This window comes from Brevibacterium sp. Lmc1, from assembly GCF_057654315.1.
Genome location: NZ_CM172803.1, coordinates 2,079,315 through 2,102,077, shown reverse-complemented (window position 1 = coordinate 2,102,077; position 22,763 = coordinate 2,079,315). Strand labels below are relative to the sequence as shown.

Annotated in this window: 19 protein-coding genes; 10 read left to right on the top strand and 9 right to left on the bottom strand. The window is 63.7% G+C overall.

Going from position 1 to position 22,763, the window contains the following annotated elements:
• The first annotated feature begins 18 nt into the window (after window positions 1-18).
• On the top strand, window positions 19-471 hold the full coding sequence (locus AC239G_RS09420) for a YiaA/YiaB family inner membrane protein (protein ID WP_139467195.1): 453 nt from the start codon (window positions 19-21) through the stop codon (window positions 469-471).
• Window positions 472-518: 47 nt separating this feature from the next.
• A complete protein-coding gene (locus AC239G_RS09415) occupies window positions 519-2,276 on the top strand; it encodes a DEDD exonuclease domain-containing protein (protein ID WP_487490098.1) in 1,758 nt (585 codons plus the stop codon).
• Here the strand turns inward: AC239G_RS09415 and trpD are convergent.
• Entirely contained in the window at window positions 2,244-3,365 is a 1,122-nt protein-coding gene (trpD, locus tag AC239G_RS09410) for an anthranilate phosphoribosyltransferase (RefSeq protein ID WP_139467193.1), read from the bottom strand. The two genes, AC239G_RS09415 and trpD, sit on opposite strands and share 33 nt — an antisense overlap.
• 179 nt (window positions 3,366-3,544) lie before the next feature.
• Here trpD and ctaE point away from each other — a divergent pair, with 179 nt between their 5' ends.
• The 4 genes from ctaE to qcrB are packed head-to-tail and all read left to right on the top strand — an operon-like array spanning window position 3,545 to window position 7,777.
• Window positions 3,545-4,219, top strand: coding sequence for an aa3-type cytochrome oxidase subunit III (ctaE, locus tag AC239G_RS09405; RefSeq protein WP_172169436.1), 675 nt, complete (start codon window positions 3,545-3,547; stop codon window positions 4,217-4,219).
• 57 nt (window positions 4,220-4,276) lie between these two features.
• Entirely contained in the window at window positions 4,277-5,062 is a 786-nt protein-coding gene (qcrC, locus tag AC239G_RS09400; protein WP_139467192.1) for a cytochrome bc1 complex diheme cytochrome c subunit, read from the top strand.
• 49 nt (window positions 5,063-5,111) lie between these two features.
• Window positions 5,112-6,155 carry a cytochrome bc1 complex Rieske iron-sulfur subunit gene (qcrA, locus tag AC239G_RS09395; RefSeq protein WP_139467191.1) on the top strand — a complete coding sequence of 348 codons (1,044 nt, stop codon included), beginning with the start codon at window positions 5,112-5,114 and terminating at the stop codon, window positions 6,153-6,155.
• Window positions 6,152-7,777: a cytochrome bc1 complex cytochrome b subunit gene (gene qcrB, locus AC239G_RS09390; protein ID WP_139467190.1), complete on the top strand. Its 1,626-nt coding sequence runs from the start codon at window positions 6,152-6,154 to the stop codon at window positions 7,775-7,777. Before qcrA ends, qcrB begins: the two co-directional genes overlap by 4 nt.
• Window positions 7,778-8,900: 1,123 nt before the next feature.
• Here qcrB and AC239G_RS09385 read toward each other — a convergent pair.
• The 6 genes from AC239G_RS09385 to AC239G_RS09360 all read right to left on the bottom strand — a co-directional run bounded on the left by AC239G_RS09385 (window position 8,901) and on the right by AC239G_RS09360 (window position 14,492).
• Entirely contained in the window at window positions 8,901-9,302 is a 402-nt protein-coding gene (locus AC239G_RS09385; protein WP_139467189.1) for a cytochrome c oxidase subunit 4, read from the bottom strand.
• Window positions 9,299-10,996: an aa3-type cytochrome oxidase subunit I gene (ctaD, locus tag AC239G_RS09380; protein WP_487490097.1), complete on the bottom strand. Its 1,698-nt coding sequence runs from the start codon at window positions 10,994-10,996 to the stop codon at window positions 9,299-9,301. Before ctaD ends, AC239G_RS09385 begins: the two co-directional genes overlap by 4 nt.
• On the bottom strand, window positions 10,993-11,865 hold the full coding sequence (ctaC, locus tag AC239G_RS09375; protein ID WP_139467187.1) for an aa3-type cytochrome oxidase subunit II: 873 nt from the start codon (window positions 11,863-11,865) through the stop codon (window positions 10,993-10,995). The genes ctaD and ctaC overlap by 4 nt, the downstream gene beginning before the upstream one ends.
• 110 nt (window positions 11,866-11,975) lie before the next feature.
• Window positions 11,976-12,653 carry a leucyl/phenylalanyl-tRNA--protein transferase gene (gene aat, locus AC239G_RS09370; protein WP_487490096.1) on the bottom strand — a complete coding sequence of 226 codons (678 nt, stop codon included), beginning with the start codon at window positions 12,651-12,653 and terminating at the stop codon, window positions 11,976-11,978.
• 29 nt (window positions 12,654-12,682) lie between these two features.
• The gene (locus tag AC239G_RS09365) at window positions 12,683-13,036 is read right to left on the bottom strand and encodes a HesB/IscA family protein (RefSeq protein ID WP_487490095.1); all 354 of its coding nucleotides are present in this window, start codon (window positions 13,034-13,036) and stop codon (window positions 12,683-12,685) included.
• Between the two features lie 79 nt (window positions 13,037-13,115).
• Window positions 13,116-14,492: a dipeptidase gene (locus AC239G_RS09360; protein WP_259356756.1), complete on the bottom strand. Its 1,377-nt coding sequence runs from the start codon at window positions 14,490-14,492 to the stop codon at window positions 13,116-13,118.
• Between the two features lie 23 nt (window positions 14,493-14,515).
• Between AC239G_RS09360 and AC239G_RS09355 the strand changes: the two genes are divergently transcribed.
• Window positions 14,516-15,127, top strand: coding sequence for a DUF3043 domain-containing protein (locus AC239G_RS09355; protein WP_139467184.1), 612 nt, complete (start codon window positions 14,516-14,518; stop codon window positions 15,125-15,127).
• Here AC239G_RS09355 and AC239G_RS09350 read toward each other — a convergent pair.
• Window positions 15,102-16,208, bottom strand: a complete 1,107-nt coding sequence (locus AC239G_RS09350) for a quinone-dependent dihydroorotate dehydrogenase (protein WP_487490094.1) — start codon at window positions 16,206-16,208, stop codon at window positions 15,102-15,104. The genes AC239G_RS09355 and AC239G_RS09350 overlap by 26 nt on opposite strands.
• Window positions 16,209-16,330: 122 nt before the next feature.
• Between AC239G_RS09350 and AC239G_RS09345 the strand changes: the two genes are divergently transcribed.
• The 3 genes from AC239G_RS09345 to sucB all read left to right on the top strand — a co-directional run bounded on the left by AC239G_RS09345 (window position 16,331) and on the right by sucB (window position 21,193).
• Window positions 16,331-17,806 carry a leucyl aminopeptidase gene (locus AC239G_RS09345; RefSeq protein WP_139467182.1) on the top strand — a complete coding sequence of 492 codons (1,476 nt, stop codon included), beginning with the start codon at window positions 16,331-16,333 and terminating at the stop codon, window positions 17,804-17,806.
• 153 nt (window positions 17,807-17,959) lie between these two features.
• Complete coding sequence (lpdA, locus tag AC239G_RS09340; RefSeq protein ID WP_139467181.1) at window positions 17,960-19,348, top strand: dihydrolipoyl dehydrogenase; 1,389 nt, start codon at window positions 17,960-17,962, stop codon at window positions 19,346-19,348.
• Window positions 19,349-19,369: 21 nt separating this feature from the next.
• Window positions 19,370-21,193: a 2-oxoglutarate dehydrogenase, E2 component, dihydrolipoamide succinyltransferase gene (sucB, locus tag AC239G_RS09335; protein WP_139467180.1), complete on the top strand. Its 1,824-nt coding sequence runs from the start codon at window positions 19,370-19,372 to the stop codon at window positions 21,191-21,193.
• A 62-nt stretch (window positions 21,194-21,255) separates the two neighbouring features.
• Here the strand turns inward: sucB and AC239G_RS09330 are convergent, their stop codons facing one another.
• On the bottom strand, window positions 21,256-22,671 hold the full coding sequence (locus AC239G_RS09330) for a hypothetical protein (RefSeq protein WP_487490093.1): 1,416 nt from the start codon (window positions 22,669-22,671) through the stop codon (window positions 21,256-21,258).
• Window positions 22,672-22,763 lie beyond the last annotated feature (92 nt).

Here is a 22,763-nt window from a genome sequence, read left to right as displayed (position 1 = left end):
GGAATTGCTGAGTCAGGTATGAACGACGACGGCACCGCTTCGACTCCCGACGACGAGGGCCGGGAGGACTGGCGAGGGGAGGTTCCCGATCCGGAGCGGATCGGGCACGACCGATCGCGCATCAGTGACGAGGAATGGGACGACCTCGTCCGGCAGATCGCCGAACCCTCGGCGACGACGGGTGATATGCCCGCCGAGGATGTTCGCGACGCCCTCGAGGACACCGAGCATTGGGAGCGCGAACCGGCGGAGCCGATCGGGTGGCGCACCGCTTCGCCCACTCTCGTGCTGTCCTGGGCCGCGGCTCTCGGCGCGGTCGTGCTGCTGCTCATCGGCGTGATCTTCTTCCGACCGCTGCCCGGGTGGTACCTGCTCATCGGCCTGGCCGTCGGCATCGGCGGCGCGGTCGGTCTGTTCTTCCACCTGCCGAGCCATCGTTCCGCCGACGACGGCGACGGATCCTCGGTGTGAGCGATGCTGGCCGCTTCGTGTCAGCGACACCTGAGAGACTGGACATCATGACCGTCCCGTTCGACCGCGCGCCCAGCGCACTGCACAACACTCAGCTGTCATTCGACAGCCTCGGAACTCCCCTGTCCGACGTCACCTTCGTCATCGTCGACCTCGAAACGACGGGCACCCGAGCCGGGCAATCGGAGATCACCGAAATCGGCGCGGTCAAGACTCTCGGCGGCGAGGTCATCGGCGAGTTCCAGACCCTGGTCAAACCGGAACACTCCGTGATCAGCCCATTCGTCGCCCGGCTCACCGGCATCACTCATGCGATGGTCGATGACGCACCTCCGATCAGCTCGGTTCTGCCGAGCTTCCTGGAATTCTCCGTCGGTGCGGTGCTGGTCGCACACAATGCGCCCTTCGACATCGGATTCCTCCGCTCGGCCTGCGAACGTCTCGACTACCATTGGCCGGCGCCCACAGTCCTCGATACCGTCACGCTGGCCCGACGCGTCGTCGGCCGCGACGAAGTGCGCAACCACAAACTCTCGACGCTCGCCGCTCGTTTCGGCACCCAGGTCGAGCCCGATCACCGTGCGCTCTCCGATGCGCGAGCGACCGGCGAGCTCCTCCACCATCTGTTCGAACGCTTCGGAGGCTACGGAGTGACGACGCTGGAGGAGCTGTCGACCGTCAGGCAGTCAGGGTGGGCGAAGCGTCAGGCCAAATCCCACCTGGCCAAGGGCGTTCCCGCGGAGCCCGGCGTCTACATGTTCCTCGACGGCACTCGCCGTGTGCTCTACATCGGCAAGTCCGGAAATATGGCCAGGCGAGTGCGCGGGTACTTCAACGCCTCGGAGAACCGTGGCCGCATGGCCGAGATGATCACTGCGGCACAAGAGGTCAGCTGCCTGCCCTGCGCCCATGCGCTGGAAGCCGAAGTCCGCGAGATCCGCCTCATCGGAGAGTTGGCGCCGCCTTACAACCGACGGTCGAAGAACCCGGAACGCAATTCCTGGATCGTCCTCAGCGATGAGCTCTTCCCCCGACTGTCGGTGGTCCGGGCGAACTCGGCTCTCGAACGCTCCCCCGCTCCACCGCTGGGACCGTTCCGTTCACGGAAGTCGGCACAGGCCGTCAAGGAACTCCTCGACACCCTCTACCCCGTCAAGAGGTGCACGGCAGCGATCACGCAGCGCAGCCTCGGCGAACATCGTCCCTGTGTGAGTGCACAGGTCGGTCAATGCGGCGGTCCCTGCGCTGGGATCACCGATGTCGATGACTACCAGAGCTCGATCCGCGAGCTCTTCGCTCTGCTCGATGGGGACCTGTCCTCACTGCAGCGCTTGGCCGCTGAACGCATGCAGCGACTGTCAGGAGAGGCCCGATTCGAAACGGCCGCCGAGGTCCGTGACTCAATGCGCTCGGCAGTGTCCATCGCGGCGCGAGCCGAACAGGTCACGGCATTACGGAGAGTTCCCGAACTGATTGCGGCGGCCCCCGGTTTCGACTCCGGCTGGGACCTGGCGATCATCCGCCACGGGAAACTCGCCGGCGCCGGCCATGTGTCGACCAGGCAAGCCATGGGAGATTCTCTGTCGGCGCTGAGTTCGACGGCCGAATGGGTCCCTGCCCCCGGAGCGCTGCCGCAGGAGACCGACTCGCTCCCGGAGGAGTCGCGTCTGCTGGCCGGCTGGCTGGAGACCGCCGAGCTCGTCTCTGTGACGCCCGCAGGCGATCATGGCTGGTCGCTGCCCCGTCAGGGAGCGACCAGCCATGTACAGAGCTCAGGAGCGGTTCGACTCAGCGACTCTGTGTGAGACGTCGATGAGCTGTTGGAGCTTGTCCGCGCCGCCCCCGTTGTCGATCGTCGCCACCGCAGTTTCGAGTTTGAGGGCCAAGCGCTCCGTGAAGGTGCCCACAGCCGACTCGTCGGCGGCGACGAGCGCCGCTGCGGCGTTGATGGCCACGATGTCGCGCACGGCCGATCGTTCACCGTCGAGGACCGCGCGCGTGATGGCCGCGTTCTCATTCGGGCCGCCGCCGCGCAGATCGTCCTTCGTCGCCCGCTCGATGCCGAGGTCGAGGGCGTCGAACGTCGTGTGTTCGATCTCGCCGTGACGGACTTCCCACACATCGTTGACGTCGGTGTTGCTCAGCTCGTCGAGACCGTCGCGTGACCGGAAGACCACGGCCTGGTGCCCGCGTTTGGCCAGCGTGCCGACGACGAGCGGGGCCATCTGGGCATCGGCGACGCCGATGGCCGTATGCCTGGCTCGAGCCGGGTTCGTCAGGGGGCCGAGGATGTTGAACGCGGTGGGAACGTTGATCTGGCGCCGCACTGCAGAGACGAACTGCATCGACGGATGGAACACGTTGGCGAAGCAGAAGGCCAGTCCGACCTCTTGGGCGATCTGACCGGTCTGTTCGGGTGTGATGTCGAACCGCACGCCGAGGGCTTCGAGCACATCGGCCGATCCCGACGCCGAGGATGTCGCGCGGTTTCCGTGCTTGACGACCCGCTGTCCGGTGGCGGAGATGATCATGGCCGCGGTCGAGGAGATGTTCGCCGTCTTCGCGCGGTCGCCTCCGGTGCCGACGATGTCGACGGAATCTTCCAGTCCTGGCAGGGGAACGGCATGATCCATCATGGCCGCCACGAGGCCGGCGATCTCCTCGACCGTCTCGCCCTTCGTATGGTGTGCGGCGAGAAATGCGGCCATTGTCACATCCGGAGTCTTGCCCGACATGATCTGATCCATCGCCCAAGCCGCCTGGTCTCCATCGAGGTCCTGCTGGTGCATGAGAGCCATGAGCAAGTCGGGCCAGTTCTCAGCGGCCGCCGGAACCGTGGTGCGGGCCCCGGAAGCCTGAGCTGCCGGGGTGGTCTTGGGCGTCGAATCGGTCATCCGTCTGAACTCTCACTAGGGGCTGCCGCCGCCCCGAAGCTCAGGGCGGACCTTACCTGCGGCATACTATCGCGACTTCGACACGCGGGCGGAAGCGGCATCCGAAACGAGATTTCGGCACCAGATCGCGGTTTTTGCTACGTCGTGTAGAAATTTCTTTCTCGAAACCTGGGTAAAAGATGAAAACTCACCCCGAGACGGGTAATAATGGGGTTGTGTCAACTGCCACTGCATCTCAAACAGCGCCAGCACATCCGGTTGTCAATCGTCCGAATGTGACCACGGTGGGCTTCATCGTGTTCCTCGCGAGCGACCTGATGTTCTTTGCCGCGCTCTTCGCCATGTACTTCACCGTCCGGTCCGTTGTTCCGGAGCTGTGGGAGGCGAGGACCCAGATCCTCGACATCCCCTACGCTCTCGGCAACACGTTGATCCTGGTGTCGTCTTCGTTCACCTGCCAGATCGGTGTGTTCGCTGCCGAGCGGTTCCGTCCCCGGCGGACCGGGTCGCTGTTCAACATCGCCAAATGGGGAATGGTCGAGTGGTTCTACCTCACCTTCGCCTTGGGCGCGATCTTCGTCTCCGGTCAGGTCATGGAGTACGCGACCCTCGTCAGCGAGGGCATCTCGATCAGCTCCGACGGCTACGGTTCCGTCTTCTACCTGACCACGGGCTTCCACGGCATTCACGTGACCATCGGACTCATCTGCTTCCTGCTCGTCATCGGACGCGCCTACGGAGCGAAGAAGTTCGGTCACCATGAAGCCACATTCGCAATCTGCGTGTCCTACTACTGGCACTTCGTCGATGTCGTCTGGATCGGTCTGTTCGGCGTCATCTACCTGCTCCAGTAGCCGGCCCGAGATGCTCGGCCCCCAGGACTCACAACACTTCAAGCAAAGGACGATCAAGTGAAGCTTCTAGCAGATCGCCGCAGACATCCCATGGCGCTGGTCGCGCTTCTTCTCGTGGGACTGCTGCTGACCGGCGGAGCCTATGCACTCTTCACGCAGACTTCGAGCGCCAAGGCGGACACAGCCAGCGCCTCTGATATCGAAGAAGGCAAGAAACTCTTCGCGGCAAACTGTGCCACCTGTCACGGCATGAACGCCGAAGGCTCGAAGGCCGGTCCCGGCCTCATCGGCGTCGGCGCCGCTGCAGTGGACTTCCAGGTCGGCACCGGACGCATGCCGCTGCAGGCCAACGGCCCGCAGGCTCGCGTCAAGGAACCGCAGTTCGACGAAGAGCAGACCGCTCAGCTCGCTGCCTACGTCGCTTCGCTCGGCCCCGGGCCGGCAGTTCCCGAAGACGAGTACCTCGATGCTTCGAAGGGTGATCCCGCTGCCGGCGGCGGTCTGTTCCGCACCAACTGCGCCATGTGCCACAACGTGGTCGGCTCCGGTGGTGCGCTGACCCGCGGCAAGTACGCACCGAACCTGTCCGAAGTCTCCGAGAAGCACCTCTACGAAGCGATGCAGACCGGCCCCCAGAACATGCCGATCTTCAACGACGCGAACCTGACTCCCGAAGACAAGCGCGATGTCATCGCCTACGTCAAGGAAGTCTCGGACAACCCCTCCCCCGGCGGCTTCAAGCTCGGTTCGCTGGGCCCAGTGGCAGAGGGCCTGTTCATCTGGTTCTTCGGACTTGCTGCCGTCATCGGTCTGACAGTGTGGCTGTCATCCAGGGCCAAGTGAGTCTGACAGTGTCGTTCACCATCAATTACGAGAATAGACGGGGAATTCAATGACCTCGAAAGAGCACTCCGGCGGCGGCAGCCAGCTCGAGGAGTTGAACGGGTTCACGAACCCAGGTCTGCCCGAGCACAAACCGCGCCTGGCCGACTCGGACCCACGCGCCGAGAAGGTCGCCGAACGACAGGTAGCCGCCTGGTTCATCCTCTCGATGATCGGAACCATCTGGTTCATCGTGGCGTACTTCCTGTTCACCCCGGGCGAATCGATGCAGAGCATCCGCCTTCACAACATGTTCGTCGGCCTCGGTGCCGCTGTCGCGATGTTCTCCATCGGCTTCGGTGCAGTGCTCTGGGCCAAGAACCTCATGAGCGATCACGAGGGCATCGACGAACGCCATGACATCGGCGGCAGCGAAGAGGATCAGGCGATTGCGCTCGAGATCCTCCACCAGGCCAAGGAAGAGTCGGGCATCGCCCGTCGTCCTCTGCTGCGCAATACGCTCATCGCCGCTCTGGCGATCGCCCCGCTGCCGGCAGTTCTCGTCTTCCGCGACCTCGGTCCGCTGCCGGGCGACAAGATGTTCAACACGCTCTGGCAGAAGGGCACTCGCCTCATCCGCGACGTCGGCGGAATCCCCTCGGTGGATTCCGAACGTCCGATCAAGGCCGACGAAGTCACCATCGGCTCGGCCTACCATGTCCTGCCTTCGGGCATCGGCGACGAGGAGGCCAGCGAGCACCCGCTGAACGAGAAGGCCAAGGCGGCCGTGCTTCTCATGCGCATCGATCCCAAGGAACTCAAAGAGGATCCGGATCGCAAGGACTGGTCGCACGACGGAATCGTCGCCTACTCGAAGATCTGCACCCACGTCGGCTGCCCCGTCGCACTGTACGAGCACCAGACACACCACCTGCTGTGCCCCTGCCACCAGTCGACCTTCGACGTGACGGAACACTGCAAGGTCATCTTCGGCCCGGCCAAACGACCGCTTCCTCAGCTGCCCATCACCGTGGACAGCGAAGGCTACCTGGTTGCCCAGTCGGACTTCCCTGAGCCTGTCGGACCTACGTTCTGGGAGATCAACCACCCATGAGTACTACACAGCCAACCACCACCATCGGGAAGGCGGCGAACTTCGCCGAAACCCGCGTCGGGGCATCTGTCCTCGTGCGCGAGTTCGGTCGCAAGATCTTCCCCTCCCACTGGTCGTTCATGCTCGGCGAGGTTGCTCTCTACAGCTTCATCATCGTCGTTCTGTCCGGAACGTTCCTCACGTTCTTCTTCCAGCCGGCCATGGGCGAACTGCACTACGACGGACCCTGGCTGCCGCTGCGCGGCGTCGAGATCTCCGAAGCCTATGATTCGACACTCGCGATCTCCCTGGAGATCCGCGGCGGTCTGTTCATCCGACAGATGCACCACTGGGGCGCGCTGCTCTTCGTCGCCGCATTGAGCGTCCACATGCTCCGCGTGTTCTTCACCGGTGCCTTCCGCCGTCCGCGTGAGCTCAACTGGGTCGTCGGTGTTCTGCTCGTCATCATGGGCATGGCGGCCGGCTTCACCGGCTACTCGCTCCCCGATGATCTGCTCTCGGGCAACGGACTGCGAATCATCGACGGCATCCTGAAGTCGCTGCCGCTCGTCGGAACCTATATCTCGTTCTTCCTCTTCGGTGGAGAGTTCCCGGGCATCGACATCGTGGCCCGCCTCTACACCCTGCACATCATGATCGTGCCGGCTCTGCTCATCGCACTCATCGGCATCCACCTCATGTTCGTCGTCGTGCACAAGCACACCCAGTACCCTGGTGCCGGAAACACCGAGAAGAACGTCGTCGGAGAACCTGTTCTGCCGACCTTCGCAGCCAAGGGCGGAGGATTCTTCTTCCTCATCTTCGGTCTGCTCTCGCTCATCTCGGCGCTGTTCACGATCAACCCGATCTGGAACTACGGTCCGTATGACCCCTCCCCGGTCTCGGCCGGTACCCAGCCTGACTGGTACATCGGTTGGGCCGATGGGTTCCTCCGCATCGTCCCGGGCTGGTTCGAGTTCTACATCTTCGGATGGCCGATCTCGTTCAACATCAACAGCGCCGTGATCGTCATGGGCGGCGTGTTCGCTGTCATGTTCATCTACCCGTTCTTCGAGGCGTGGCTGCAGAAGGACCATCGTGAGCACCACATCCTCGATCGTCCGCGCAACAACCCGACTCGTACCGCCATCGGCGTTGCAGGAATCATCTTCTACTGCAACATGTGGGCGGCTGCATCGGGTGACATCATCGCAGTGTTCTTCCAGATGTCGCTCAACGACATGATCTACATCTTCCGATTCCTGTTCTTCTTCGGACCGATCATCGGTTACATCATCACCAAGCGCATGTGCCTCGCGCTTCAGCGCAAGGACCGTGAAATCGCTCTGCACGGACGGGAGACGGCCCATATCATCCGTCTGCCCCACGGTGAGTTCCTCGAACGTCACGAGGCTCTTCCCCCGCACAAGCTGTGGAAGATCACCGCGTTCGAGTCGCCGGCCTACGTACCGGCCGAGCCGAATGCCGAGGGCAAGATCACGGGGATGGAGAAGCTGCGTGCACGTCTGTCTCGCTTCTTCTTCGAAGATCGTGTGGCCCCGGTGACGAAGCAGGAGCTCGAAGCTTCGCACCACGACCATGACGCTGTCGAGGGTTCGAACAACAAGGAACTCGGACACTGACAGGTCCGACACACCTGATACGAGGGGCTCAGCAGTTCAACTGCTGAGCCCCTCGCTCCATTCACCGGAGGAGTCCGCTATTCAACAGAGCGCCGACTCCACCTCGCTCCCCCGGACGTTTCCTTCTCGCTTGGCAGGAACCGACTCCCCTGGCCCTCTAGAACAGACAGGCCCTAAATTTCCCCAACCCCTTTAGCTCGCAGGGTTCGACGCCCACTACTCACTCAGGGGACCGCCGCGACCTCAGATGATTGCCGGCAGCTCAACTCCTCACTGCCGTCCATCCGGCCTCAGCTGTGATCGGCGTGCGTCTTCCAACAGGCACATCGGACGTCCGCGTCAGCAGCCTGCCTGGGCGTGTGATTCTTCCTTTGGGCGAGATCTTCGCTTTAAGCGCTCGTGACAACCTCATACCGTATCTCCTGGGGAGATGAGTCGGTCCCGGGGCTGCGCGGGCATCGTTACATCGTTCCCGGAAGGACGCTCGCGGCATTCAGAGGTCCTCGTTCTGCGCCGTACGCCCGCGCGCGGCAAACTTGAGTTCGGTTCCAGCTAGGGGCTGCTGTTCTGCCTCGGGCCAGGTGCGCCTCGGGATTGTTCCGCCTCGACCCGATTCCACCTCGAGCGGGTCCGGACTCCGCTGCTTCCACGCCGAACGCGTGCATCGTCGCTTGAGATGCCGACTTCCCGAGTCTGAGAGGTCCTGGCGCCCTAACCTGCGGAGCGCTTCCGTACCCGCCCTTGCACATCGGGTTTTGTGCCTTCGATACTCGCCTTTTGGACAGTGCATCGGTTTCGAACCCGATGCACTGTCCAAAAGGCGATGCTTCAGGACAGAAAGCGCCTACACCAGTACAACCGTGCGCCAGCACCGTGGCAACCGTCTGTCCGCGGCCACCTCAACCGCGCGCACCCGCGTACCCATTCGGCTGCTCCAGCCCAGCTCCGCACCGGAGCCGGTGCCGACGCAACAGTCCATCAGACTCCGGCGCAGACCCCATCCGGTCACCAACGTCGACGAAGATCGCGGGGATACGGGTCCGTCAGAAGTTCTGTGAATAGCACTGTGGCCCGGACTCGACTTGAGTCCGGGCCACAGTGGCTGGGCGATCAGATCACTGAATCAGTGGGCGAAATCGCCGCGATCGTGTTCGTAGGTGAGACCGACCAGCGCAACGATGCCGAGCACGACACCGAACGGGAAGATCCACCAACCCATGGCGATTCCGTAGAACGCGACGGCGGCGGCTCCCGCGCTGACGATCGGCCACCAGCTCCACGGGCTGAACATACCGTAGTCGGCATCGGCGTCGGAGATCTCGGCGTCGTCGTTGTCCTGAGGCTGACGACCGACGCGTCGATCCGTCAGCCAGAGGTAGACGCCGATCATCAGGGCCATCAGTCCGACGAGGAGCAACGCCGGGAATCCGACGAGCTCGGTGAAGTCGGTGAAGAAGCCGTAGAAGATCCCGACTGCGATGAAGAACAGGCCGCAGAGGTTGAAGACGTAGATCGATGACTTCATTTGGCGTTGTCTCCTGTGAGCTGGGGTTCTGCCTGACCGTGACCGCTGTATTCAAGCAGCTCGGGGTGGTTGAGGTCGAAGGCAGGACGTTCGGAGCGGATCCGCGGCAGCGAGGTGAAGTTGTGACGCGGGGGCGGGCAGGATGTAGCCCATTCGAGCGATCCTCCGTAGCCCCATGGGTCATCGACCGTCACCTTGGGCGCATTTCGGTGGGTGACCCACACGTTCCAGAAGAACGGAACCATGGACAGACCCAGCAGCAGCGAACCGACCGTCGACACCTGGTTCATCCAGGTGAAGCCGTCCTGCGGCAGGTAGTCGGCGTAACGACGCGGCATTCCGTCGACACCCAGCCAGTGCTGGACGAGGAAGGTTCCGTGGAAGCCGATGAACAGCATCCAGAAGTGGATGTGTCCGAGCTTCTCGTTGAGCATCTTGCCCGTCCACTTCGGCCACCAGAAGTAGAATCCGGCGAACATCGCGAACACCACGGTGCCGAAGACGACGTAGTGGAAGTGCGCCACGACGAAGTAGGTGTCGGACACATGCTGGTCGAGGGCCGGGCTGGCCAGGATGACTCCGGTCAGACCGCCGAAGAGGAACGTTGCGAGGAAGCCGATCGACCACACGATGGGAGTCTCGAATGTGATCGAGCCTCTCCACATCGTGCCGATCCAGTTGAAGAACTTCACACCTGTCGGAATCGCGATGAGCATCGTCATGAAGGCGAAGAACGGCAGTGCCACGACGCCCGTGACGTACATGTGGTGGGCCCACACGGTCACCGACAGAGCAGCGATGGCGACTGTCGCGAAGACGAGTTCCTTGTAGCCGAAGACCGGCTTGCGGCTGAACACCGGGAAGATCTCTGTGACGATGCCGAAGAACGGCAGCGCAATGACATAGACCTCCGGATGGCCGAAGAACCAGAACAGGTGCTGCCAGAGTATCGGTCCGCCGTTGCCCGGACTGAACACATGGGAACCGAGGACGCGGTCGGAACCGAGCACCAGCAGCGCAGCAGCCAGAGGCTGGAAGGCCATGAGCACGAGGATGCCGGTGACCAGGACGTTCCAGGTGAAGATCGGCATGCGGAACATGGTCATGCCCGGGGCGCGCATGGTGATCACAGTCGTGATGAAGTTGACGGAGCCGAGGATTGTTCCGAAGCCCTGCAGGGCGAGTCCGAGGACCCACAAGTTACCACCGGCGCCCGGTGTGAACGTCGTATTGCTCAATGGCGCGTAGGCGGTCCAGCCGAAGGATGCCGCACCCTGAGGGGTGAGGAATCCGGAGATGGCCACAAGGCTGCCGAAGAGGTACATCCAGAAGGCGAAGGCATTCAGCCGCGGGAACGCCACGTCCGGAGCGCCGATCTGCAACGGCATGATGACGTTGGCGAAGCCGGCGAACAGCGGGGTGGCGAACATCAGCAGCATCAATGTGCCGTGCATGGTGAACAGCTGGTTGTACTGTTCCTTGGTCTCAACGATCTGCATTCCGGGCTCGAAGAGCTCGAGGCGGATGATGAGCGCCATCACACCGCCGACGCAGAAGAAGAAGAACGAGCCGATGAGGTACATGTACCCGATCGTCTTATGGTCCGTCGACGTGATCCAGTCGACGATGATCTTGCCCTTGCTCCGTGGAACTACCGGAGCATCAAGGGCCGCCTGATCCATCGTGGCGGTCATTTCTCAGCACCTTCTTTCGGGTACCAGTTGCGATCGTACTCCGGTCCCAGCTGGCCTGTGTTGCCCTGATCGGCAAGCGACTGCGTGTACTCCTGGAATTCTTCCTTCGACACGACCTTGACGTTGAAAAGCATCTCCGAGTGGTACTCACCGCACAGCTCGGCACACTTGCCGACATACTCGCCTTCCTTCTCGGCACGCAGATGCAGGCTCTGATCGTGGCCGGGGATCATATCGCGCTTCTCGAGGAAGGCGGGAACCCAGAAGGAGTGGAGGACGTCGCGGGAGTGCAGGCGGATCTCCAGGTCGGTGTCGACGGGGAGGTAGAGGACGGGAGCGGTCTTCTCGGGGGCTTCGGTGCCGTCGAGGGCAACCTGAGTGCCGGCGTAGTAGACGTCTTCGGTCTCATAGTTGAAGTCCCAGGCCCACTGCTTGGCAGCGACCTCGATGACCTGCTCGCCGGGGGTGGAGTCATCCGTCGTCTTCTCCATGACCTGGACGTTCTGGAAGAAGAAGCCGAGGACGAGGACGACCGGAGTCACCGTGAAGAGGATTTCGATCGGCATGCTGTAGCGCATCTGCACCGGCAGTCCGCGATCGTTCTTGCGGCGGCGGTAGGCGACCATGGCCCACAGGATGAGTCCCCACACGATGAGGCCCACGATGAGAAGGGCGATCCAGCCGCCGTTCCACAGCGCTGTATAGGCATCCGTGTGGTTCGTCGCGCCTTGCGATTCGACGGGAAAAAATCCTGTGGCGATCTGCTCTTTAGTGCAACCCGATAGCAACGCCGGTATCAACACGGCGCTCAGAATGCCGAGCCGCTTCGCCCAGGACCGCTGCGGTCCTGACTGATTCGGAGAATCCACGTGCAGCCTTTCACAACGTTCTGCGTCTCCAGGTCAGGCCGAGAGACGTGTACTTACTCTGTCACTCATAAGACTACCGCTACACGCGGTAGAAATTCACCTGCAGATGTTCATTTGTTGAGAATATGCTGACAGACACTGCCCCTGAGCGCGGAATCTAGGTGCGCGGAGTACTCCAGGCCGCTGATCTCCGACACGCCGAGGGTGGCGAGGTGTGATGTCTGCCACTGGGTGTCGATGAGCCAATCCCCCGGTCCCGTATCCGCATCCGCCGAGGTGGACCGGCTTTCTCCGCTGACGACGTCGGTTCCGTCGAAGAGTCCGACGAGGTGGGCCAGCGCGGCCTTCGAGGCGTCGCGCTGAGTGTGGAACATCGATTCGCCGGCGAAGAACGAACCGATGGCGACTCCGTAGAGACCGCCGACAAGCTCATCGCCGTTCCAGACCTCGACCGAATGCGCCCACCCGTCGTCGTGGAGGCCCTGGTAGAGCTCGATCATGTCCTCGGTGATCCAGCTGCCCGTCCGCCGCGGGTCGGCACACGAGCGGATGACGTGCATGAAGGCGCGGTTGGTGGTGAAGGTGAAGTGCTTCATCGATTTGCGCAGGCTCTTCGTCACACGCAGGTCACCGGGAAACAGAACTCCACGTCGTCGTGGAGCCCACCATCCCATCCGACCGGTGCCCCCGTGGCCGACTCCCATCGGGAAGAGTCCGGCCCGATACGACAAAAGGACCTGGGGCTGCGTTGCCGTGTACGACACGGCACGCAGATCCTCCAAGTCCATGAGAAGCGCTCCTCCTCAGCCGAGGCTGATCAGTGGAACGAGTCTCCGCAGGCGCAGGATCCGCCGGCGTTGGGGTTGTCAATGGTAAAGCCCTGCTTCTCGATGGTATCGGAGAAGTCGATGGTCGAACCGCTGAGGTAGGGAACGCTCATCCGGTCGACGATGACCTCGACGCCGTCGAAGTCGCGGACCGCGTCTCCGTCGAGGAAGCGCTCATCGAAATAGAGCTGATAGATCAGTCCGGAACATCCGCCGGGCTGGACAGCCACGCGCAGGCGCAGGTCGTCACGACCTTCCTGTTCCAGCAGGCTGCGGACCTTGTCGGCAGCGGTCGACGACAGCTCCACCTCGTGGGTGGTTTCTGCTTTTTCGGTCACAGTCATAGTTACTCCTTTTCGCGTTCCTGTCCCCAGGCTACACCGGTGACAACGTCGGTGCCCGGCAAGCTATTCCCCATTCGTTTCATCCGTGGTCGCCGAGGCGCTGCAGCAGCAGGGCTTCGGCGACGATCGCGGCTTTGAAATCGGGCAGGTAGAGCGATTCGTTGGCGCTGTGGGCCCTCGCGTCGGGATCTTCGACGCCCGTGACGAGGATCGATGCGCGGGGGAACACATCGAGCAGATCGGCGATGAAGGGGATCGATCCGCCGATGCCCATCGTCACCGATTCGGTGCCCCAAGCGTCGGTGAGCGCCTGGCGGGCGGTCCGGACCACAGGGTCGTTCTCATCGGCCTGCCAGGGGCTTCCGCCCTCGGTCTCCCCGATGCTCAACTGCGCACCGAAGGGCAGATGCGCGCGCAGATGCTCCTCGACGGCCCGGACCGCCGAGGCGGGGGTGTCCCCGGGCGCGAGTCGGATCGAGAGCTTGGCCTTTAGGGAGGACTGCAAGGTATTCGAGGAGACCGCCACATCGGGAATGTCGAGACCGATGACGGTGATCGACGGCTGTGTCCACAGACGGGAGGCCAAGGTGCCTGCGCCGATGAGCTCGGTTTCCGCGAGCACCCCGGAGTCTGTTCGCAGCGTCGCCTCGTCGAAGTCGATGGACGTCTCTGTGCTCGAGTGCAGGCCGGCGACAGCGACGGAGCCGTTGTCGTCATGGAGGGTTGCCAGCAGCTTCGTCATCGCGAGCATCGCATCCGGTGCCACTCCCCCGTACATTCCCGAATGCACGGCGTGGTCGAGGGTGGAGACCTCGAATTCGACGGCGCACATTCCGCGCAGGCTCGTCGTCAGGGCCGGAGTCCCCGCTGCCCAGTTGCCCGAATCGGCGACGACGATGACATCTGCGCGCAGGCGGTCCCGGTAGGTCTCGAGGAAATTGCGGAAGCTCGGGCTGCCGGCTTCTTCCTCACCTTCGAAGAAGAGCGTCACACCGACACCGAGGCGGTCGGCCAGCAGCCGCAGAGCCGTGAGGTGGACCATGATCCCGGCCTTGTCGTCGGCGGCTCCACGGCCGAAGAGGCGGTCGCCCTTCCGGGTGGCGACGAAGGGTTCGGTGTCCCAATCCTCGGCGCGGCCGGGCGGCTGCACATCGTGATGGGCGTAGAGGAGGACGGTCGGGGCGCCCTCCGGCGCCGGCACGGAGGCGACGACGGCCGGGTATCCGTCGGCGCCGTCCGACTGCTTCGCGGTGAGGATCTCCGTCTCGAGGCCGAGCTGACGCGCCAAGCCCGCGACAGCCTCGGCGCTGGCCGTGACATTCGCGGCGTCGAAGCTCGGCCAGGCGACGGAGGGGATGGCGACGAGATCCGTGAGATTGCCGAGAACCTCGTCGAAGATGGTGTCCAGTTCGGCATGCAATTGTGCACTGTCAAGTGCTGAAGTCGATTCGCTCATTCTCCAAAGGTAGTATTCATCTCGTGTTCGGAAACAAAAAATCTCGCGCCGAGGACGAAACCTCCGCCTCTCAGCCAGTCCATGACGACCTCTCCGCAGAAGCCGACGCCCGTCGCGAAGCGGAGGCGAAGAAGGGACGGCCCACGCCCAAGCGTAGCCAACAGGAGTCCGCGCGCCGTCAGCCCTTGGTGAACAAGGATCGCAAAGTCGCGAACAGACAAGCCAAGGAGCACCAGCGGCAGGAGCGCGACCGCGCACGCATCGGCATGATGAACGGCGAGGAGAAATACCTCACCCGCCGTGACAAGGGCCCGCAGCGCCGGTACATCCGCGACTACATCGATGCCCGCTTCTCGATCGGCGAGATCTTCATACCAGCCGCGATCCTCATCCTCGTCATCGCGTTCACGCAGCCGGTGCAGATCCAGCAGTACTTCACCTACGCCGTCTGGGGTCTCATCGCACTGATCGTCCTCGACGGGTTCGTGCTCAACTACATCCTCAAGAACCGGCTGCGCAACAAGTTCGGCGAGGTCGAACGGGGCATCACCTTCTACGCAGTCATGCGCAGCATCCAGCTGCGTCCGCTGCGCATGCCCAAGCCTCAGGTCAAGCGCCGCCAGTACCCCGAGTGAGCAGCCGGCTCGACTCGAGGCCGCGTGCGATGCGGCCGGGGAAGAACGGACCGGAGTAGATCATCTCCGAATAGAACTGAACCAGATCGGCGCCCGCGGCCACTCGAGCCCGGGCGTCTTTCGCATCCGCGACGCCGCCGACGGAGATGACGGTGAGCTCGTCGCCCACGTGCCTCTTGACCAGACGCAGCACCTCGAGAGAGCGTTCGGCCACGGGGCGTCCGGAGATGCCGCCTGCCTGACCTTCGGCGAACTCCGCCTCGGCGCCGGTCAGCACACCGCGATCGATCGTCGTGTTCGTCGTGATGAGTCCGTCGACGCCGGTGCGCAGAGCGAGGTCGCAGATCTCGGCCACATCCTCGTCGGCGAGATCCGGGGCGATCTTGACCAGCAGGGGCACATGACCCAGCGTCGACCGCGGGCGCTCGACCACCTCGGCGGCGGTGTCGCGGACGGCGGTGATGATCGGCTCCAGGCTGCCCACGGACTGCAGATCGCGCAGACCGGGAGTGTTCGGTGAGCTGACATTGATGACGAGGTAGTCGGCCAAGGGAGCCAGCGCACGGGTCGAGGCGGCATAGTCGGCCACCGCGTCGGCCGCCTCGACGACCTTCGTCTTGCCGATGTTGATGCCCACGATTGGACGCAGGCGCTGCGGGAGGGATTCGATCTTCCTCCGTTCGGCGGCGATGTTGAACGATGCCTGCCGGGCTCCGTCGTTGTTGAACCCCATCCGATTGAGCAGGGCGAGATTCTTCCGCAGACGGAACAGCCGCGGACGATCATTGCCCGGCTGCGCATGGGCGGTGATCGTGCCGACCTCGATATGTCCGAAGCCCAATGACGACAGAGCACGGACCCCCACGCCGTTCTTGTCGAACCCCGCGGCCAGGCCCATTCGGTTGGGGAAGGGCAGACCCATCACCTGAGCGGGCCGGACGGTGCCGCGGGCACAGACGACGCGGAGCAGGCGACCGAGCAGAGGAATGGAGTCAAGAAGGCGCAGCGCGGAGAACGAGAGGTGATGGGCCCGTTCGGCGTCCATGGGAACGAAGAGGAGTCTGAAGATCAATGAGTACACGCACCTAAGAATATGTCAGAGTCCCTCATCGCTTCAGCAGGCGCTCGACTCACTGCTTCAGCAAGTCGGCGTGTTTGGCATTAGGATCGAAGCAACGTTCAAAGACGACTGAAAGGGAACTCATGGCTGGTGCATCCACCCTCAGCAGCTACTCCACGACCTCACCGGTGAAGGCCACCGCCTCCGTTCTGGTGCTGGCGGCAGCCGACTCGACGGTCCTCGGACTCGAAGGGGCGAAGGCGGCGAAGACCGCCCTCGACGAAGCCGCTCGCGCCATCGGGTTCAGCGGAAAGGCCGGATCCACCGCTCGTGTTCCCGCTCCGAAGGGTGTCGCCGCCGACTCCGTCCTGCTCGTGGGGCTCGGGGACTGCGATCCCGATGACTCCGATGTCGCCGCAGCTGCTGAAACGCTGCGTCGCGGCGCGGGAGCGGCGCTGCGTGCACTCGACGGTGTCGAGTCGATCGCACTGGCCCTGCCCGCCGCCACTCCGACAGAGGTCGAAGCGATCACGGTGGGCGCGGGACTCGGAACCTACCGTTTCCTCGACTACCGCAGCGAAGGCGGGACTCCGGGCGAGATCACCATCATCGGCCCCAAGGGCAAGACCTTCGCCGCAGCCCATGACGCCGGCGCAGTGATCGCGGCCGCGACGAACAGAGCTCGCGATCTCGTCAACACTCCCCCACTGGATCTCTACCCGGAGTCCTACGCGGAGATCGTCAAGGACCAGGCCAAGGACCGCAAGCTCAAGGTCACAGTGCTCGGCGAGAAGGAGCTCAAGGCCGGAGGCTACGGCGGAATCATCGGCGTCGGCCAGGGTTCGACTCGTGGACCCCGCCTCGTCAAGGTCGAATACGCACCTCGCGGCGCCAAGCGCCATCTCAGCTTCGTCGGCAAGGGAATCACCTTCGACTCCGGCGGCATCTCACTCAAGCCGGCGAAGAGCATGGAGGACATGAAGTCCGATATGGCCGGTTCCGCGGCCGTCGTTCAGGCGCTCTTCGGCATCGCCGACCTCAAGCTCCCGGTGCGTGTCACTGCGTGGCTGCCGATGGCGGAGAACATGCCCGGATCTTCGGCACAGCGCCCCAGCGACGTGCTGAAGATGCGCAGCGGCAAGACCGTCGAGGTCACGAACACCGATGCCGAGGGTCGCCTCGTCCTCGCGGATGCGCTCACCGATGCGGGGGCTGAGAATCCGGATCTGCTTATCGATGTGGCCACACTCACCGGTGCTCAGATCGTCGCCCTCGGCGAACGCACCTCCGGTGTCATGGGTTCCGAAGCCGCACGGGCAGAGGTCATCGCCTCGGCTTCCGTGGCCGGTGAGCAGATGTGGGCGATGCCGATCCCCGAGGAGATGCTCTCCGGGTTCGACTCCACCGCCGCCGATCTCACGAACTCAGGACCGCGCCCCGGCGGCATGCTCGCCGCTGCGGCGTTCCTGCGTGAATTCGTCGGAGAGGATGCGAACTGGGCGCATATCGACATCGCCGGACCGAGCTTCAACGGTTCAGCACCCTTCGGCTACACGCCGAAGGCCGCGACTGGAGCCGCGGTGCGCACCCTCATCGAAATCGCGAAGGCGAAGGCCTGAGCCCGGTGGTTCTACACGCTGTCGAGGTGAACGTGATGATGCCCACCTGTGTCCAATCAGACAGCGTTTTTCTTCGCCCCGCGCGAGAAAAGTGGAAAGATAAGACTGAAAGCTGCGTACTGCAGGCTTATTCACAGCTACGAGGAGAAATCCGTGAGTGACGAATTGACCTACGACCTTGTCGTTCTGGGTGGCGGAACCGGTGGCTATGCCGCTGCTCTGCGAGCCGCAGAGCTCGACATGAAGGTCGCTTTGATCGAACGCGACAAGGTGGGAGGCACCTGCCTGCACCGTGGCTGCGTGCCGACGAAGGCTCTTCTGCACGCCGCAGAAGTCGCCGACACCGCCAAGAACTCTGAGACCTTCGGCATCGAGGCCGAGTTCAAGGGGATCGACATCGCCAAGGTGCTCGAGTACAAGGACGGGGTCATCACCCGCAACTACAAGGGTCTGCAGGGTCTGGTCAAGGCTCGCGGAATCGACACCTACTTCGGCACCGGCAAGCTCGTCGGCAAAGACACTGTCGAGGTCACCGGCGAAGACGGCAACCACACCGTCAAGGGCACGAACGTTCTGCTCTCGACCGGTTCGACATCGAAGACCATCGGTCTCGAGGTCACCGACCGCGTGATCACGAGCACCGAGGCTCTCCAGCTCGACAAGGTCCCGAGCTCGGCCATCGTGCTCGGCGGCGGCGTCATCGGCGTCGAGTTCGCCAGCGTTTGGAACTCCTTCGGAGCTGACGTCACGATCGTCGAGGGCCTCAAGCACCTCGTTGCCAACGAGGACGAGACCATCTCGAAGAACCTCGAGCGCGCCTTCAAGAAGCGCAAGATCAAGTTCAAGCTCGGCGTCATGTTCAAGGGCGTCGAAGAGACTGCCGACGGGGTCAAGGTCACTCTCGAAGACGGTTCGACGCTCGAGGCGGAGTACCTCCTCGTCGCCGTCGGCCGCGGCCCAGTCACCGAGGGCTTCGGCTTCGAAGAGCAGGGTATCCCGATGGATCGCGGGTTCGTCCTCGCCAATGAACGTCTCCACACCGGCGTCGGCAACATCTACGCCTGCGGCGATATCGTCCCCGGACTCCAACTGGCCCATCGCGCCTTCGGCCAGGGCATCTTCATCGCGGAGGAGATCGCCGGCCTCAACCCGGCACCGGTCGTCGAATCGGGCATCCCGCGCGTGACGTACTGCGAACCGGAGATCTTCTCCGTCGGACTGTCCTCCGCTCAGGCGGAAGAGAAGTACGGAGCGGACCAGGTCGAATCGCTCGAGTACAACCTCGGCGGCAACGGCAAGTCCGTGATCCTGGGCACCACAGGCCTGATCAAGGTCATCCGCGAGAAGGACGGTCCGGTCGTGGGCGTGCACGGAATCGGTGCTCGCCTGTCCGAGCAGGCCGGTGAAGCGCAGCTCATCGTCAATTGGGAAGCATTCCCCGAGGAAGTCGCGCAGCTCATCCACGCGCACCCCACGCAGAACGAAGCACTCGGCGAGGCGCACTTGGCCCTGGCCGGCAAACCCCTGCACTTCCACTCATAAGATCCGAGGAGACGAATACTCATGTCGAATTCCGTTCAGATGCCGGCTCTCGGAGAGTCGGTCACCGAGGGCACTGTCACTCGCTGGCTCAAGGAAGTGGGCGAAGAAGTCGAGGTAGACGAGCCGTTGCTCGAGGTGTCGACCGACAAGGTCGACACTGAGATCCCGAGCCCCTACGCAGGCACCCTCGAGAAGATCCTGGCCGAAGAAGATGACGTGGTCGAGGTCGGCGGCGACCTCGCCTACATCGGCGACGGCAGCGGCGCTTCAACCCACGACGAGGAACCTGCGGAGGAACCCGCCGAGGAGCCTGCAGAGGCCCCGGCTGAAGAAGCACCCGCCGAAGAAGCACCGGCGGCCGAAGAGGCCCCGGCCGAGGATCCGAAACCTGCCGCTTCGGATTCAGGATCCTCCGAAGGCACCGAGATCACAATGCCCGCGCTCGGCGAATCCGTCACCGAGGGCACCGTGACCCGCTGGCTCAAGGAAGTCGGTGAAGAGGTCGAGGTCGACGAACCGCTCCTCGAGGTCTCCACCGACAAGGTCGACACCGAGGTCCCCTCCCCCGTTGCCGGAGTCGTTCAGGCTCACTTGGCGGAAGAGGACGATACCGTCGAGGTCGGCGCGCCTCTGGCTCGCATCGGTTCCGGTGCCCCGGCCGAATCCGCACCGGCTGAGGATGCGCCCAAGGAAGAGGCCCCCGCCGAGGAAGCTCCGGAGCAGGAAGCCCCCGCCGAAGAGGCTCCGAAACAGGAAGCCCCCAAGGAGGAGGCAGCGAAGCAGGAATCGGCTCCCAAGCCGGCCGCGACCGCATCCGCACAGTCCGCCTCGGCCGCTCAGGCCGAAGAGCCGGTGGAAGCAGCTGCACAGGCACCTGCCGCCGCCGACACCGTCGGTGAGAACGCTGCCTACGTCACTCCCCTCGTGCGCCGTCTGGCCCGCGAGAAGGGTGTCGACCTCTCGCAGGTCTCCGGCACCGGAGTGGGCGGTCGCATCCGCAAGCAGGATGTCGAATCGGCCGCGAAGAACGGCCCTGCTGCCGCTCCCGCGGCACAGTCCGGCGCATCGGCCGGAGCTCCGAAGGCTCCGTTCAAGGTCGAGATCCCCGAGGAGGCTGCGAAGCTGCGCGGCACCACGGAGAAGGCTTCGCGTATCCGCCAGACCATCGCCAAGCGCATGAGCGAGTCACTCGATGTCTCCGCTCAGCTCACGCAGGTCATCGAAGTGGATATGTCTCGCGTCGTCAAGCTGCGCAAGGCCAATAAGGAGGCATTCCAGGCCAAGCACGGTTCGAAGCTGACCTACCTGCCGTTCTTCGCCAAGGCCATCGTCGAAGCGCTTCAGGTGCACCCGAAGGTCAACGCTCAGTACGATCTCGAGTCGCAGCAGATCACCTACTTCGATCACGAGCACCTGGCCGTTGCGGTCGATACCCCGCGCGGACTGCTCGTGCCCGTGATCAAGGATGCCGGTGACCTCAGCGTCGCAGGTCTGTCGAAGGCCATCGACGATGTCGCCGACCGGACCCGCAACAACAAGATCATGCCGGACGAGCTTTCGGGTGGAACCTTCACGGTGACCAACATCGGTTCCGTCGGGGCACTGTTCGACACGCCGATCATCAACCAGCCGCAGATGGGCATCATCGGCACGGGCGCGATCGTCCGCCGTCCCATCGCCGTGAAGACGGCCGACGGCGATGAGGCGATCGCCATCCGCGACATGGTGTACCTGCCGTTGACCTACAACCACCAGCTGGTCGACGGTGCGGATGCAGGACGATTCCTGCAGACCATCAAGGCACGTCTGGAAGAAGGCAACTTCGAGGCCGATCTCGACCTCTGAGCCTGACTCTCCGACACACCTGATCGAGGGGCCGACCATTCGTGGTCGGCCCCTCGGGCCATTCACCGCGTCGTCGCCTCCCGGACCTCCGCTACGAGCCATGTACCCTCGACTCTGTGCAGTTCGAACTCGACGGTCTGCTCGGCGAACTCCACCAGGGCGGCCCCGGTGCCTCCGCTCGACCGCATAAGCGCCGAGGCGACCACCCGGTCATCGTCGGCGGCGACGATCTCCACGTCCTCGACATCGATCGAATAGTCGGAGTCGGCATACGCCGAGGGATCGATGAGCTCATCGGCTGCTGCGGCAGCCGAGTCGGGCACCGTCAGTGCCTTCAGAGCCGCCTCGTCGCCATTGCTGAGAGCTGCTGCGCGTGACTCGCACAGTTCCTCGAGGACGGCGGACACGTCGTCTGCGCTCGGCGTCGACGTCGCTTCGGGCGGCCGGGTCGCCCCCTCGGCGGACGGCGCCTCTTCTCCGCTCACGGCCGCGGTGGACGACCATGAGGACCAGACGACGACTCCGCCCAGAACCGTCAGGCACACGGCGAGGCCGATGAGCAGGGTGCCGTGACCGAACACACGATGCAGGTCCACCGCCCGCAGGCGGGTCCACAGGGAGCCCACGGAGCCCAGCAGCGGTACCATCCACTCCTTTCGGCCGCCTGCGCGTCGGCGATCACGTCTCGAGCGTCGCGAGCTCTTCGCCTCGGCGCGCAGCGGAGTCACTCCGCCTCCGCGCAGAGGTGGGGCCGGTGCGCTGTGCGTCGAACCGCTGTCCTCCTCGGATCGCCGGTGCGGTCTGAGTCCGGTTGCCACGCGCAGACGAGCCGTGAGGGCCGATTCCGGCGACGTTCCGCTCTCGGCAGGCACCATTGGAAGCGCAGCGGGACGGTCGAGTGTACGAAGGGAATCCGCCGCCTCGGCGAGGGCGGTGCCCAACCCGATTTCGGACGCCGCATCGTCCAGGAGGCCTGCGACGAGCGACCGCAGAGCCGACGATGACTCGGACAGAGCGAGGTCGACGGGAAGCAGCACCTCGGCCCACGGCCGCCCGTGGACGGCGTGATAGATCATCTCTCCCACGGCGCGGCGCGGTGTCGTCGCAATGGGCGCCGAGACTCCGGGAATGAGGACCGGTCGACCGTGGGCGTCGAGGGAGAACGCGGACAGAGTGAGCCGATCCTCTGGTCGCGTGCACGTCGTGAGCTCCTCGATGATGCCCAGGAACAGGGTGCACAGCTCGGCCTCGGTCAGTCCCTGATAGGTGCGGATCACGTCGAGGACGAGACCACCGGGCGAAGCGGGGACGATGAGAAGGGAACGGGCGCCGGTCGGAAGAGCCACCTCGGTGAGGGCGAGAACACGGGGGTCGTCGGCATCGAAATCATTGTGCACGACGCCCCATGCTCTGCGACCGTCGGAATCGACGACGCGATGGATATCATCCGCGATCGTTGCTTGGAACTCCCATGTCATGGTTCGTCATCTCCGTTGATGATGATCAGTCGCATTTAGTGTTGTTTAATGATGCTCGCCGATGTCGTTATGTGTCAAGGGCCACAGCCTCG